General features: G+C 70.6%; 10 protein-coding genes. 3 read left to right on the top strand and 7 right to left on the bottom strand.

Going from position 1 to position 14,066, the window contains the following annotated elements:
- Nucleotides 1-121 precede the first annotated feature (121 nt).
- Nucleotides 122-1,027 (top strand): LysR family transcriptional regulator ArgP, encoded by a 906-nt coding sequence (locus AC1DGW_RS01750; RefSeq protein ID WP_478018959.1) that lies wholly within the window; start codon nt 122-124, stop codon nt 1,025-1,027.
- A gap of 30 nt (nt 1,028-1,057) precedes the next feature.
- Here the strand turns inward: AC1DGW_RS01750 and AC1DGW_RS01745 are convergent, their stop codons facing one another.
- From AC1DGW_RS01745 to AC1DGW_RS01735, 3 genes are all read right to left on the bottom strand, one after another.
- Nucleotides 1,058-1,807: a transporter gene (locus tag AC1DGW_RS01745; protein ID WP_478018958.1), complete on the bottom strand. Its 750-nt coding sequence runs from the start codon at nt 1,805-1,807 to the stop codon at nt 1,058-1,060.
- A gap of 50 nt (nt 1,808-1,857) precedes the next feature.
- Complete coding sequence (locus AC1DGW_RS01740; RefSeq protein ID WP_478018957.1) at nt 1,858-2,775, bottom strand: M14 family metallopeptidase; 918 nt, start codon at nt 2,773-2,775, stop codon at nt 1,858-1,860.
- 84 nt (nt 2,776-2,859) lie between these two features.
- The gene (locus AC1DGW_RS01735) at nt 2,860-3,744 is read right to left on the bottom strand and encodes an acyltransferase (protein ID WP_478018956.1); all 885 of its coding nucleotides are present in this window, start codon (nt 3,742-3,744) and stop codon (nt 2,860-2,862) included.
- 160 nt (nt 3,745-3,904) lie between these two features.
- On the opposite strand from AC1DGW_RS01735, the gene AC1DGW_RS01730 reads away from it, so the two are divergent.
- The gene (locus AC1DGW_RS01730) at nt 3,905-4,756 is read left to right on the top strand and encodes a diguanylate cyclase domain-containing protein (RefSeq protein ID WP_478018955.1); all 852 of its coding nucleotides are present in this window, start codon (nt 3,905-3,907) and stop codon (nt 4,754-4,756) included.
- A gap of 38 nt (nt 4,757-4,794) precedes the next feature.
- Nucleotides 4,795-5,430 (top strand): ribonuclease T, encoded by a 636-nt coding sequence (rnt, locus tag AC1DGW_RS01725; RefSeq protein ID WP_478018954.1) that lies wholly within the window; start codon nt 4,795-4,797, stop codon nt 5,428-5,430.
- A gap of 70 nt (nt 5,431-5,500) precedes the next feature.
- Here rnt and AC1DGW_RS01720 read toward each other — a convergent pair whose 3' ends face one another.
- The 4 genes from AC1DGW_RS01720 to AC1DGW_RS01705 all read right to left on the bottom strand — a co-directional run bounded on the left by AC1DGW_RS01720 (nt 5,501) and on the right by AC1DGW_RS01705 (nt 13,990).
- Nucleotides 5,501-8,524: a diguanylate cyclase gene (locus AC1DGW_RS01720; protein WP_478019608.1), complete on the bottom strand. Its 3,024-nt coding sequence runs from the start codon at nt 8,522-8,524 to the stop codon at nt 5,501-5,503.
- A 124-nt stretch (nt 8,525-8,648) separates the two neighbouring features.
- Nucleotides 8,649-11,609 carry a two-component regulator propeller domain-containing protein gene (locus AC1DGW_RS01715; protein WP_478018953.1) on the bottom strand — a complete coding sequence of 987 codons (2,961 nt, stop codon included), beginning with the start codon at nt 11,607-11,609 and terminating at the stop codon, nt 8,649-8,651.
- 279 nt (nt 11,610-11,888) lie between these two features.
- On the bottom strand, nt 11,889-13,289 hold the full coding sequence (locus tag AC1DGW_RS01710) for an ATP-binding protein (RefSeq protein ID WP_478018952.1): 1,401 nt from the start codon (nt 13,287-13,289) through the stop codon (nt 11,889-11,891).
- Nucleotides 13,289-13,990: a response regulator gene (locus tag AC1DGW_RS01705; RefSeq protein ID WP_478018951.1), complete on the bottom strand. Its 702-nt coding sequence runs from the start codon at nt 13,988-13,990 to the stop codon at nt 13,289-13,291. Before AC1DGW_RS01705 ends, AC1DGW_RS01710 begins: the two co-directional genes overlap by 1 nt.
- Nucleotides 13,991-14,066: the final 76 nt, after the last annotated feature.

The following is a 14,066-nucleotide window of genomic DNA, read 5'->3' as shown; positions in this document are numbered from 1 at the left end:
GACTGCCTGTCTACGGATGGGGGAGGACGGCACCGGGGGTGCGTCGATGCAGGCGATTGTCGCAGTGCAGCATCAAAAAGTAGAGCTAAACTTCTTAAACCATCTTTAGCAGAACTTAATAATGCGCATCGACCACGCCCAGCTCCGCGCCCTGGCAGCGGTGATCCGCGAAGGCAGCTTCGAACGCGCCGCGCTTGCGTTGAACGTCACCGCCTCGGCGGTGTCGCAGCGGATCAAGGCGCTGGAGGAACGCGTCGGCAAGCTGCTGGTCAAGCGCACCACGCCTACCGAGGCCACCGCCGAGGGCCAGGTGCTGGTGCGCCTGGCCGAGCAGACCGCGCTGTTGGAACGCGATGCCTTCGAGCGCATCGGCCTGTCCGACGCCGACCTGCCGCGGGCCAGCATCGCGGTGGCGGTGAACCACGACAGCATGGAAACCTGGTTTCCGGAGGCGGCGCTGGCCTTCGCCAGGGTCGGCAGCACCACCCTGGACCTGCACACAGAGGACCAGGACCACACCGCCGCGCTGCTGCGCCAGGGCGCGGTGCTGGGCGCGGTCACCACCCTGTCCGAACCGGTGCAGGGCTGCCAGATCCACGCGCTGGGCAGCATGCGCTACGCGGCCACCTGCACCCCGGAATTCCACGCGCGCCATTTCGCCAAGGGCGTCACCGCGCAGGCGCTGGCCCAGGCGCCGGTGCTGGTGTTCAACCGCAAGGACGACCTGCAGGCGCGCTATGCGCAGCGCCTGACCGGCTCGCAGCAGTCGCTGCACGCGCCGACCTGGTGGATTCCCTCCACCCGTGCCTTCGTCCACGCCAACCTCGGTGGCCTGGGCTGGACCATGAATCCCCTGCCGCTGGTGCGCCGCCACCTGGACAGCGGGCGCCTGGTCTACGTCAAGGCGCGCGCCTGGGAGGACATCCCGCTGTACTGGCAGCACTGGAAGGGCGAAGTCGCCTCGATGGCGCTGCTCACCCGCGCCGTCCTGCAGGCCTCCTCGACCCTGATCCGCAGGCGCCGCTGAGCGGCGCACGGGAGAGCGGTCGAACCCGTATCAATCAAAATACAGCGCCAACCCGATGCCGCCCTGCCAGTCGACGGTTTCCTCGTCCAGGCCGCGCAGGAAGGAGGCATCGAGCTGCAGCCGCGGCGTCGCCATCCAGGTCAGGCCCGCGCCGGCAGCGCGCATGTGCTGCTCGTCCTCGCCGTATCCGGCCTCGACGTAGGCCGCCACATTCCCGCCCAGCGCGAAACCGTAGCTGGGCGAAAACAGCCAGCCGCCGCCGTCGCCGTCCCATTGCCGATCGACATACAGCGCCAGGCTGGTATCGGCCGGCAGGGCCCAGGCCAGGGTGACGCCCGCATCGCGGGTATGCCCGTCGCCGCCCAACGGGGCGCGTCCCCAGGGCAGCGTGGTGCCGAGCTTGAAGGCGACCGTCAGCGTGTCGCTGGCCAGCGCCGGTGCCCACTTCAGGGCGATGCTGCCGTCTCCGCCGCCTTGCGCATGCTCGCGCAGGCCGGCGCCACGCAGGCGCTGGCCGCCCCAGGTGTCCGCCCCCAGCTGCAGTTCCAGCGTGTGGCCCACGCCCAGCCGCAGCAGGGTATCGGCCGTCCAGGTGGTGGCGGTCACGCCATCGCGGCGGTCGCGGCTGCCATCGGGCAGCCCCTGTTCCCAGGCGAATACGCCCTCGCCTACCGTGCTGGCGGAAAAGCCGATGCCGGGCCGGTCGTAGGCCGGTGCCTGCGCCGCCTGTGCACCGCAGGCCAGCATCGCCATCGACAGCCCGGCCAGTATCCTGTTCATGCGCACCGCTCCGCCCCTTGGTCGAAGCAGTGTACGCAGGACGTTGCGGGTCAGCGCTGCGCCAGCGCGTATTCCAGACCACCGCGCACCGCCGCCACCTGCGCATCGTCGCACTGCCCGGGCGTGGCGCGCGGGCTGTCCGGATAGACCTCGGTGGTGGTGGTGTAGCGCGCGCCGGTGATGCTGGCGCACAGGCCCAGCGCCTTGAGCGGATATTCGATGACGCCGTGCGCCACCACCGGCGAGCCGATGATCCGCCCCTGCGCGTCCGGCGGCGCGATGTGGGTGACCCTGGCCACCGCGGCGATCACCGCCTGCTGGAATTCCGGCTGCGGATTGAGCGAATCGGCGCAGAGATAGAAGCCGTCGGGAACCCCGTCCGGCTCGAACGGCTTGCCATCGCGCGCGGCCAGCGCCGGCCGGAACTCTTCCTCGTCGCTGTCGGTGGTTTCGTGCAGGTCGATATGCATCAGGAAGCGCCCGGCCAGCGGCTGCACCAGTGCCATCAGCGCCGCCGATTCCGGGGCCGGGCTGTCGGCGGTGAAGTTGCGGTTCGGGTCCAGCGCCAGCGCGTTCCAGCGCTGGATGCGCTCGTAGCCCCACGGACTCACGCAGGGCGCGACCAGCAGGTTGCAGCGTCCGGCGTAGTCGGCTGCGTGCCGGTCGACGAACTGCAGCGCGCCCTGCACGCCGCTGGTCTCGTAGCCATGCACGCCGCCGGTCACCAGTGCGACCGGCAGGGCGTCGTCCCAGTTGCGGCTGCGGATCGCCAGCAGCGGGTACTGGCCGGAGGGGTAGTCCAGTTGCCCGTATTGCGCCACGTCGAAGCGGTCGCGCAGGGCGTCGATCCTGGCCAGCACTTCGTCGGCATGGCTGCGCTGCACCGCCTGCCGCGCCAGCCATTGCGCCCGTTCCTGCGCCCCCCAGGCCTGGCCGGGGGTTCCAATGGGATAGAAGGCGGTGGTCATGGCGGTTCCTCGTGGGTGCGGACAGGCGCGCACTCTAGCAAGCCGCCGCCCGGCGCAGTGCAGGCCGGAGGCCGCCGCCTCCGGTCAGCGGGCCTGCTCCAGCCGCGTGGCGATGTCCTCGTCCTTCTGCTGCCACAGGCCGTTCATCCATTGCTGGAAGCGCGCGCGGAAGGCGCGGTCGCCCTGGTAGTCGCCGCCGGCCAGTTCGGCCGGGATCGGCCGCTGCCGCACCAGCACCCGCACTTCCGGGACGCGGTTGGCCATCAGGTCCAGCATCGACGGGATGCCGCCGGGATAGACGACGGTCACGTCCAGCAGCGCGTGCAGGCCCTGCCCCATCGCATCCAGCACGAAGGCCACGCCGCCGGACTTGGGCTTGAGCAGGTGGCGGAACGGCGAGGCCTGGGCATCGTGCTTGGCGCGGGTGAAGCGGGTGCCCTCGACGAAGTTCATCACCGCCACCGGGATGTCGCGGAACCTGGCGCAGGCGCGCCGCGTCGCCTCCATGTCGCGCCGGCCCAGTTCCGGGTTGCGGGCGATCTGCTTGCGGCTGTAGCGGCCCATGAACGGGAAATCCAGCGCCCACCACGCCAGCCCCAGCACCGGCACCCAGAACAGCGAGCGCTTGAGGAAGAAGCGCAGCAACGGGATGCGCCGGTTGAACACCTTCTGCAGCACCAGGATGTCCACCCAGCTCTGGTGGTTGGCCAGCACCAGGTAATGCCCATCGCGCTCCAGCGCGGCCGGGACCTCGACCTGGAAGCGGGTGCGGGTGAAGCGATCCATCATTGCGCTGTTCACGCCGATCCAGCTCTCGGCCAGCCCGGTCAGCAGGGGATTGCAGGCGCGCCGCACGGTGGCCAGCGGCAGCACCGCCTTGAACAGCGCCACCGCGAACAGCGGCAGGCAGTGCAGCAGGGTGTTGAACGCGATCAGCAGCAGGATCGGGACGATGCGGAACCATTTCATGGGGGAATATCTCGCGAAGTGCGGGCCGGCGCCGCCATCGAAAAGCGGCACAGGGTAACAAACGCCACCGGCGACGGCGGCCGATGCGCTCGCCCTCTTCCGCTGGGCCCCCATGGCGGCGTAATAATTCTCCCTCGCCCCCCGCCTTGCCGTCCCCCGCATGCCATCGACGCTGCCGCCCCTGGGCGAGATCCTCGACCTGTTGCCCGATGTCGTGTGCGTGGTCGATCCGGAAGGCCGCTACCTTGCGGTCAACGCCGCTTTCGAACAGCTCATCGGCTACCGCCCGGGCGACGTCCTGGGCCGGCGCATGATCGAGCTGGTCCACCCCGAGGACCATGGCATCACCGCGCAGGCGGTGCAGCGGGTCATGGAAGGCCGGCCGCTGCCGAACTTCCGCAACCGCTACGTGCACCGCGACGGCCGGATCGTGGACATGCAGTGGTCGGCCAAGTGGCTGCCCGAGTATGGCGTGCGCATCGCCGTCGGCCACCCGATCACCGAGCTGCGCGACCTCGAGCGCCGCCTGGAATTCATGGCCGGGCACGACCCGCTCACCAGCCTGCCCAACCGCTACCGGCTGCGCGAGGAACTGGAACGGACCCTGGGCGATGGCACGCAGCCGCTGGCCGTGCTGTACCTGGATCTGGACGGCTTCAAGGCCATCAACGACCACCACGGCCATGCGCAGGGCGACCGCCTGCTGTGCGAGACCGCCGACCGGCTGCGCCGGGCGCTGCGCCATGGCGACTTCATCGCCCGCGTCGGCGGCGACGAGTTCGTGGTGTTGCTGCCGGGATGCGCCGGCCATGCCGATGCACGCGCGGTGGCCGACATGCTGCAGGCCGGGCTGGACGCCGGCCAGGCGCCGTCGCCGTTTTCCCGCATCGGCGTCAGCATCGGCGTGGCCTGCTGCCCGGCCGACGGCAGCGACGCCGAGACCCTGCTGCGCCATGCCGATGCCGACATGTACGCGGTCAAGCACCGTCGCCACCGGGTGCCGGTGTTCTGAGGGCCGGGGCCGGCGCGGGCCTCTGTTACCCTATCGCGATGAACCAACCCGCTGACCCTTCGGCCACCGCTCCTGTTTTCACGCCGATGGCGCAACGCTTCCGCGGCTTCCTGCCGGTGGTGGTGGACGTGGAGACCGGCGGATTCGACTGGAACCGGCACGCGCTGCTGGAAATCGCCGTCATCCCCCTGGACATGGACGAGAACGGCCTGCTGCTGCCCGGCCAGACCAGCTGCGCGCACGTGGTGCCGGCCGAAGGCACCGATATCGACCCCAAGTCGCTGGAAATCACCGGCATCGTGCTGGACCACCCGTTCCGGCTGGCCAAGCCCGAGCGCGAGGCGCTGGAGCACGTGTTCGCGCCGGTGCGCGCGGCGCTGAAGAAATACAACTGCCAGCGCGCGATCCTGGTCGGCCACAACGCCCATTTCGACCTGAACTTCCTCAACGCCGCGGTCGCGCGCAGCGGCCACAAGCGCAACCCGTTCCATCCCTTCAGCGTGTTCGACACGGTGACCCTGGCCGGCGTGGCCTATGGCCAGACCGTGCTGGCACGGGCGGTGCAGGCCGCCGGATTCGAGTGGGACGCCAACCAGGCGCACAGCGCAGTGTACGACACCGAACAGACCGCACGCCTGTTCTGCCAGATCGTCAACGGCTGGCCGCGGTTGTAGGAGCGCACTTCAGTGCGCGATGGGGCTTTCCCGGGAAAGCTCTTCGCGCACTGAAGTGCGCTCCTGCCCCCTACCCCAGGCAGATCCGGTCGCGGCCGTCGCTCTTGGCCTGGTAGAGCGCCCGGTCGGCGCGCTGGAACAGCAGCAGCGGCGTGCGGTCGCCGGCACCGAGCTGCACCAGCCCGGCGCTGAACGTCACCCGCAGGCCCTCGACACCAGCCCAGTTGCGCTGCGCATGGAACAGGCCCTGCAGGCGCGCGCATACCAGCTGCGCCTCGTCCAGTGCGGTGTCGTTGAGCAGCAGCGCGAACTCCTCGCCGCCCAACCGCGCCGGCAGGTCCGAGTCGCGGCAACTGGCGGCCAGCAGCCGCCCCACCTCGCACAGCGCCTGGTCGCCGACGCTGTGCGACCAGGTGTCGTTGACGGTCTTGAAGTGGTCGATGTCCAGCACCAGCAGGCTCAACGGATGGCCGTTGCGCTGGGACCGGGCGAAATCGCGCGCCAGGCCTTCGTCGAAGGCGCGGCGGTTGGGCAGGCCGGTCAGCGGGTCCTCGTGCGCCTGCCGCTCGAACGCCTCGGCCTGCTGGCGCAGGCGTTCGGCCAGTTCGGTCTTCTCCTGGTTGGCGGCCAGCAGGCGTTCGGCCTGCAGTTGCAGGTCCGCGGTGCGCTCGGCAACCTGGTGCGCCAGGCGGATGTTGCTGGTCTTGTAGCGGTGGATCAGGTAGCGGTACAGCGCCACCAGCGCCAGCAGCAGCACGATGCCGGCCACCGCCTGCACGCTGCGCCGCTGCCACAGCAGCGGCTCGACGGTGAACGCCCAGGCCGCTTCGCTCTCGCTCCAGCGCCCGCCCGGATGCATCGCCGACACATGCAGGGTGTAGTCGCCCGGCGGCAGGCCGATGAACTCGACGCTGCGCTGGTTGCCGCGTTCGATCCAGCCGCGGTCCAGCCCTTCCAGGCGGGTGCGGTAGCGGATCCGGTCGGACATGAGGTAGCTCAGGCCGACATAGCCCACCGTCACCCGCTGCCCTCCCGGGACGCGCACGACGCCCTGCGGCTGCCAATGCAGCGGCACACCGTCCAGCTGCACGCTTTCCACCACCACCGGCGGCGGCCGCCGCTCGCGGAAATGCTGCAACCGCGCCGGATCGACCATGCTCAGGCCGCCAGCGGTTGCGACCCAGTAGGTACCGTCGCCACGCAGCGTCGCCGAAGGCCCGGTGCTGCCGTTGGCCTGCGCGTTGTACATGCCGTCGATCTCGTTGTAGCGCTCGACCTCGATCCGTGCGCTGCGGCCGTCGGCCACGTCGTCCAGCGCCGCCATGGTGGTGCGCAGCACGCCCCGGTTGCTGCTGATCCAGACGTTGCCCAGATGGTCGGGCACCATCTCGAACACGGTATCCACCGGCATGCCCTGTTCCAGCCCCACCCGCGCCAGCTGGCCGTCGCGGTAACGGTAGAGGCCGCGGTCGGAGGTGATCCACATCGCATCGCCCACCGGGGTGAAGCCGAAAATGCTGCGGCCACCGCCCAGCCCATCCACGTCCAGCCGCTGCACCGTGTTTCCGCGCAATATGCGGATGCCTTCGATGGTGCCGACCCACAGGCCGTCGTCGCTGGCCCGCAGGGCGGTGACCAGTCCGCCCGGCATGCCCTCCACCGTGGGCATGCGCACGCCGTCATCGGCGATATGCACCACGCCACGCTGGGTGCCGGCCCAGATGCCCTTGCCGTGCACGTCGGCGGACATCACCCGCACATTGCCTGCCGCCAGGCCTTCGGCCGTACCGTAGTGGCGGCTGCGGCCATCGCGGTCGATGCGGTAGATGCCGTCGCCGAAGGTGCCTGCCCACACCGCGCCGTCGCGGCTCTGGGTCAGGCTCAACAGCGACGGTGCCCTGCCGACGCTGTTGCGCAACGGCACCGGCACGATGCGGCCGTCGCGCTCCATCCGGTCCAGGCCTGCGGCGCTGCCTACCCACAGGCGTTGCTGGTCGTCCTCCAATACCGCACGCACATAGTTCCCGCTCAGGCCATCGCGGGTGGTATAGCTGCTGAACAGGGTTTCGCGCAGCCGGTACAGGCCGCCGTTGCCCCCCACCCAGATGCTGCCTTCGGCGTCCTCGAACAGGCTCGCGATGCGCCCGCTCGGCACCTGCCGGCTTTCCGGCAGGCGCTCCACCCCGCGGCTGCCGATGCGGAACAACCCCTGGTTCTCCGTACCCAGCCACAGCTCGCCGTGGCGGTCCTGGAGCATCGCAGTGGCATGGGAAATACCCGGCAGCGCGCGTACCAGACGCGCGTCGTCGCCATGCATGCGGTACAGCGCGCCGTCGGCCACGATCCACAATGCGCCGTCCGGTGCGCGATAAGGCCAGGCCGCGCCCGGCGGCAGCCCCAGGCCGGCCGGCGCGTCGCGAAGCACGCCGTCGTCGCCGCGCAGCTTCAGCCCATCCATCGTGCCCACCCAGACCCGGTCCCTGTCATCGACAGCCATCCAGTTGGACAAGGTCATGTTCACCGGCGCGCCCGGCGGCGGCGGTTCGTAGACGATGCTCCCTTCCGGCGACAGATAGCCCAGCCCCCGGCCCTCGTAGAGCAGCCACAGCCGGCCCTTGCCGTCCTTCTGCATGGCCTGGATCAGCACTTTCGGCGCCGGCGGTTGCTGCGGCCATTGCCGCCAGCGTCCGTCGAGCGTGCGCCGCAGGACATTGCCGCGCGAATCGGTCACCCACAGCGCGCCATCGCGATCCACGTACAGCGCGCCTATGCCGTTGTCGAGCAGGCCCGGCGTCGTGCTGCGGTCGTAGAGGTCGAAATCCAGCCCGTTGTAGCGCGCCACGCCTTCCCAGGTGGCGAACCACAGGTGGCCTTCCGGGGTCTGCGCGATGCCGCGCAGCGAGTTGTGCGGCAGGCCGTTGCGCGAGGTCCACATGTCGACCGCGTAATCGCGCAGCGGCGGTGTGCGTTCCGCCGCGGCCACCTCGCCGGCCAGGACCAGCAGGCACGTCCACAGCAGCAGGACATGGCAGATCCATTGTCCGGGACGAGGCTTGCAGCGGCGCGATGTGCGGCGGCGATGATCCAATGGCATGGCCGGGCGGTCGGTGCGTTCGGACTGCTGCGGCAATGTCATGTGCACGAACAGGGGGAGAGTTCGTACATGGTAGGGGGATTGCCGGCCCCGCGCAGCCCCGGGCCGGGGCCGGGGCCGTCGTTCAACCGCGATGGCCGGCCATTTCGACCCGGTTGCGGCCGCCATTCTTGGCGCGGTAGAGCGCCACGTCGGCCGCTTCCATCAGCGCCTCCAGGGACGGATCGGCGCCGGCCTCCGCCACGCCGATGCTGACCGTGACCGGCAGCCCGCGCGCGACATCGGACAGGTCCGATCGCACCACCGCCTCGCGCATGCGCTCGCACAACCCCAGAGCGGCGTCCGAAGCCAGACCCGGCAGCAGCAGCACGAACTCCTCCCCGCCCACCCGGGCGAGGAAATCGTCGGACCGGCATACCGTTCCCGCCACCTGCGCGAACCGGCGCAGCACCGCGTCGCCGACCGCGTGGGAGCGGTCGTCGTTGATCCGCTTGAAATGGTCGATGTCGAGGATCGCCAGCGACAACGGCGCCCCGGCCAGCGCCCGCGCGATCTCCACCTCGGCGCGTTCCTCGAAGGCGCGCCGGTTGGGCAGGCCGGTCAGGGTATCGCGGTAGGCATGCTGCTCCAGCAGTTGCGCCTGCGCGCCCAGCCGGTCCAGCAGGCCCTGCTTCTCGCGGTCGGCCGCGGCCAGGTATTCGGCCTGCCGTTTCAGGTCGTCCGTGCGCTCCTCGACCAGCCGCCCCAGCCGCGCGGCATCGCGCCGGTAGTGCACCAGCCGCCGCCAGTACAGCCCGGCGCCGAGCAGCAGCAGGGCCAGCAGGCCGCCCAGGCGCACCGGCGTGCGCTGCCACCAATACGGCTGGATGTGCAGGTGCAGCGCCGCTTCGCGTACGCCGCCGGCGCGTTCGCCATTCGTCGCCTCGACCCGCAGCACATAGTCGCCCGGCGGCAGCGACGTGAACTCGACGGTACGCTGGTTGCCGCGCGCCACCCAGTCGTGGTCGAACCCTTCCAGGCGCGTGCGGTAGCGGATGCCCTGCGGCGACAGGTAGCTCAGTCCGGCATAGGAAACCGCCAGGCGGCGGGTACCGGCCGGCACATCGACCTCGCCCAGGCCGGCGAACGGCAGGGGCTGGCCGTCGACCAGCAGGCGCTCGATCACCACCGTCGGTGGCGGCATCGCGCGGACGCGCTGCAGGCGCGAAGGCTGCACCATCACCGCGCCCTGCCCGGTCGCGAACCAGACGCTGCCGTCGCGGGCCAGCAGGCTGCTGATGCCCGAGCCGCCGTTGCCCTGCGAGCTGGCCATGCCGTCGCGGCTGCCGTACAGGTCCACCGTCAGCCGGGCCTTGCGCCCGTCCGCCACCGCATCCAGATCGGCATAGTCCATGCGCAGCACGCCGCGGTTGCTGCCCAGCCATGCCGAGCCGCGCGCATCCACGACCATCTGGAACACCGCATCCACCGGCAGGCCCTGCTCCAGGCCGACATGCGCCAGCCGCCCCTCGCGCCGGCGGTACAGGCCGCGATCGGTGCTGGCCCACAACGTCTGGCGGGGCACATCGAAATACAGCGCCAGCACCGGCCGCGCGCCCTCCTCGCCACCCAGATCGACCCGTTCCACCTTGCCCTCGGCCAACCGGTACAGCCCCGACGACGCGCCGATCCACAGCGCCCGCCGGGTTTCCAGCAGCGCATGCACCAGGGTGCGCGGCAACCCGGGCGTCTGCAGGGGCTGGATCGCATCTCCGCGCAGCAGCGACACGCCCTGTCGCGTGCCGATCCACAACCCGCCCTCGCGGCTGCGCGCCAAGGCGCGCACATGGGCGTTGGGCAGGCCGTCGGCGATGCCGTAGCGGCGCACCACCTGGCCATCACGCAGGCGATAGAGGCCATCGCCGTAGGTTCCCGCCCACACCTCGTCGCCGTCGACCTGCAGGGCGAGCACCGAGACATCGCCCTGGCTGGCACCGGCCGACTGCAGCGAGAAATGGCGGATGCGCCCCTCCGGCGACAGTCCGTCCAGTCCGCTGCTGCCGCCGATCCACAGCGTGCCGCGCGCATCCTCGGCCAGGGTACGGACGAAGTCATTGCCCAGCCCCGCGCGCATGTCGACAGTGGCGAACAACGCCTCCCGCAGCCGGTACAGGCCGCCGTTGGTCCCGGCCCACAGGCTGCCCTCCTGGTCCTCGAACAGGGCGGCCACGCGTCCTTCCGGCAGGCCCATGCTCCGGTCCACCGCCTTGACGCCTTCCTCCTCAAGGCGCAGCACGCCCTGGTTCTCGGTGCCCAGCCAGACCGTGCCGTGGCGGTCCTGCAGCACGGCGGTGATGCGGCCTGCCTGCGGCACCGAACGCCAGAGCTGCAGGCGCCCATCCTGCATGACGTACAGATCGGCGCCGGCCATCACCCAGAGGCGCCCATCCGGCGCGCGGTATGGCCAGGCCAGGCCGGGCGGCAGCCCGAGCTCGCGCGGCGCCGGCAGCAGGCGGTCGCCGTCCACGTACATGAGCCCCTGCAGTGTACCTATCCACAGTCGCCCGTCCTTGTCCTGCACGGGGCGTATGCCGACGAAACCGGCGCCATGCTCGGCTGGCCGCAGCAGGTCGAAGCGTCCGCTGGCCGGTTGCAGGCGGCCAAGGCCGGCGCCGTTCAGCGCGATCCAGACCTGCCCGTCCGTATCCTCGTACAGGCCGTCGATGCTGTTGCCGGGAAGACCCTCGGCGCGCCCCCAGAAACGCACGCTGTCGCCGGGCCGCCAACGGCCCAGATTGCCCCGCGAATCGGCGAACCACAGCCCGCCGCCGCGCCCGGCGTGCACGGCGGCGATGGCGCTGTCGCGCAATGCCGGCTGGCCGCTGCGGTCGAACACCCGGAACTCGTTGCCGTTGTAGCGGACCAGCCCTTCCCAGGTAGCCAGCCACAGATAGCCTTCGCGGCTCTGCGCGATGCCCAGGATGGTGTTGTGCGGCAGGCCGTCGTGCGTGCTCCAGCTGTCATGAGTGTAATCGCGCAGTTCGACCGGCGCCTCCTGCGCGGCCAGCGGCTGGCAGACCCACGGCAGCATGAGGGCCAGTGCCAATCCGAGCCATGCGCGGGTGCCGGCAGTGCGCCGGCGGACAGGTTGCAATGCGGGAGTCGACGGTTCCATCGCCATTGCCGGCATCGTACTTCAGGCCCGTACGCGATGACCGCACGCGCCCGTGGAAACCGCACGAAATTCACCGGAAACCAGGCTGCCCCGGATCCGCGCGACGCGTTGCCTCAAAGATACGGAGCGGTATCGTGAACATCGGTGCGCATTCGCGATTCCCATGGCGCCACGGAGCACCCGCGACGTCACGCGGACCGGCGTTGCCGATCACCCCTTGCGGGCTGCCTCCGGCACCGGCGCCGGCCAGGTGACCACCGCCTCCAGCCCGCCATCGGGATGGTTGCGCAGGACCAGGGTGGCGCCGTTCTTCTCGGCCAGCGTGCGGGCGATGGTCAGGCCCAGGCCGGCGCCGCCGGTCTCGCGCGAACGCGAGGTCTCCAGGCGCAGGAACGGGGTGAACACCGCCTCCAGCTCGTCCGGCGCCAGGCCCGGCCCGCGGTCGCGGATGCGCACCTCGACCTGTCCGTCCCGCGCCTGCGCGCGGATATGCGCCGATTGTCCGTACTTGACCGCGTTGTCCACCAGGTTGGAGAACAACCGGTGCATCGCCAGCGGACGCAGCCGCAGCACCGCGCCGCAGCCCTGCTCGAACTCGACCTCGTGCCCGGCCTCGGCCGCGTCCTCGGCCACGCTCTGCAGCAGCGAATCCAGGTCCAGCACCACGCGCTGCTCGGCGCTCTCGGCGCTGCGCGCCAGTTCCAGGCCCTCGCGGATCAGCGCCTGCATCGCGGCCAGGTCGGCGACCAGTCGTTCGCGCAATTGTTCGTCGGCCACGTTCTCCAGCCGCAGCCGCAACCGCGTGAGCGGCGTCTGCAGGTCGTGGGTGATCGCCGCCAGCATCTGCGTGCGTTCGCCGATATGCCGCTGCAGGCGCTGCTGCATGGCGTTGAAAGCCTCGGCCGCGCGGCGCACCTCCTGCGGCCCATCCACCGGCAATGGGTCGCGCTGCAGGTCCTGGCCCAGATCGGTGGCCGCATCCGCCAGCCGCTGCAGCGGCGAACTGGCGATGCGCGCCACCGCGTAGGCCAGCCCGGCGATGGCCAGCGACAGCAGCGACAGGAACAGCGGGTCGAAGGCGAAGATGCTGATGCGCGCCGTCGCCGGGTACTGCAGCGCCAGCCGCAGCTGCGTGCCATCGCCCAGGGTCAGCTCCACCAGGCGGCAGCGCGGCGGCATCACCGCCGGATAGCGTTTGCGCAGGTGGTGCGAAAGCCGCGTGCGCTGCGGCAGGAGCTCCGGCAGCGGCGGCAGGCAGGCGCGGAAATTGGTGGCGTGCACGCGCGCATCGGCCACCGGTCCTTCGCGGTTGTCCAGGACGGCCATCAGCGCTTCGTCCTCCTCGCCGACGTGAACCTCACCCCGGGCTTCGCGCACGCTCGCCCCACCGGTTTCCAGCAGCCGCGCGCGCAGTTCGGGGTTGCCCTCAAGCAGGGCGACGAAGCCCTGCAGGCGGTCCGCCATGCGCATCAGGTTCTGCTGCTCGAACTCCTGGCGGCGGCGCGCTTCGGCCAGCAGCGTGGCGCCGATCGCCGCCGCCATCATGCCGACCAGCAGGATGACGAACAGCCGGCCGGCCATCGATGCGAGGAACCGCCGCAGCCGGTTCATCATCCCAGCGTCACCACGCCAGCGAACACATAGCCCTCGCTGCGCACGGTCTTGATCAGGCTGCCGGCGTCGCCGAGCTTCTGCCGCAGGCGGCTGACCTGCAGGTCGATGGCGCGGTCCTGAGCCTCGTAGCTGCGGCCGCTGCTCAGCGCGACCAGCTGCTCGCGCGAGAGCACCTTGTTGGCATGGCCGACGAACACCCGCAGCAGGCGGAACTCGGCGCCGGACAGCATCACCACGCGCCCGGCCGGATCGACCAGGTGGCGCCGTTCCAGGTCGAACACCCAGCCGGAGAACGTCGCCCGGCGCATCGCCAGCGGCTCCAGGTTGGCCGGCAGCGCCTCGGTCCGGCGCAGCACGTTGCGGATGCGCGCCAGCAGCTCGCGCGGCTCGAACGGCTTGGCCAGGTAATCGTCGGCGCCCATCTCCAGGCCCAGCACGCGGTCGATCGGCTCGGCACGGGCGGTGAGCATGATCACCGGCGTGCTGGAACGCGCGCGCAGTTCGCGGCACAACGCCAGTCCATCCTCGCGCGGCAGGTTGAGGTCGAGCACGATCAGGTCGATGTGCTCGCGCGCCAGGGCGTGACGCATCTCGGCGCCATCGCGGGCGGTGCTCACCGTATAGCCGGTGCGACCGAGCTGCTCGGCCAGCAGCCCGCGGATCTCGCTGTCGTCGTCAACCACCAGCAGGCGGTGCATGGTCAGGGCTTCCGTCGTGGGCAAGGGCGCCATGCTACCCGAGCATGGCGCGCATCCGGCAGTACGCGCCCCCGCG

The sequence above is a fragment of the Stenotrophomonas sp. 05N423 genome (genome assembly GCF_056397145.1).
This window is presented reverse-complemented; position numbering and strand designations above follow the sequence as displayed.

Bases quoted from the DNA above. Each gene is read 5' to 3' on its own strand.
- AC1DGW_RS01735 (WP_478018956.1), bottom strand. From the start codon at position 3,744: ATGAAATGGTTCCGCATCGTCCCGATCCTGCTGCTGATCGCGTTCAAC.
- rnt (WP_478018954.1), top strand. From the start codon at position 4,795: ATGAACCAACCCGCTGACCCTTCGGCCACCGCTCCTGTTTTCACGCCG.
- AC1DGW_RS01720 (WP_478019608.1), bottom strand. From the start codon at position 8,524: ATGCCATTGGATCATCGCCGCCGCACATCGCGCCGCTGCAAGCCTCGT.
- AC1DGW_RS01740 (WP_478018957.1), bottom strand. From the start codon at position 2,775: ATGACCACCGCCTTCTATCCCATTGGAACCCCCGGCCAGGCCTGGGGG.
- AC1DGW_RS01730 (WP_478018955.1), top strand. From the start codon at position 3,905: ATGCCATCGACGCTGCCGCCCCTGGGCGAGATCCTCGACCTGTTGCCC.
- AC1DGW_RS01705 (WP_478018951.1), bottom strand. From the start codon at position 13,990: ATGCACCGCCTGCTGGTGGTTGACGACGACAGCGAGATCCGCGGGCTG.
- AC1DGW_RS01750 (WP_478018959.1), top strand. From the start codon at position 122: ATGCGCATCGACCACGCCCAGCTCCGCGCCCTGGCAGCGGTGATCCGC.
- AC1DGW_RS01710 (WP_478018952.1), bottom strand. From the start codon at position 13,289: ATGAACCGGCTGCGGCGGTTCCTCGCATCGATGGCCGGCCGGCTGTTC.
- AC1DGW_RS01745 (WP_478018958.1), bottom strand. From the start codon at position 1,807: ATGAACAGGATACTGGCCGGGCTGTCGATGGCGATGCTGGCCTGCGGT.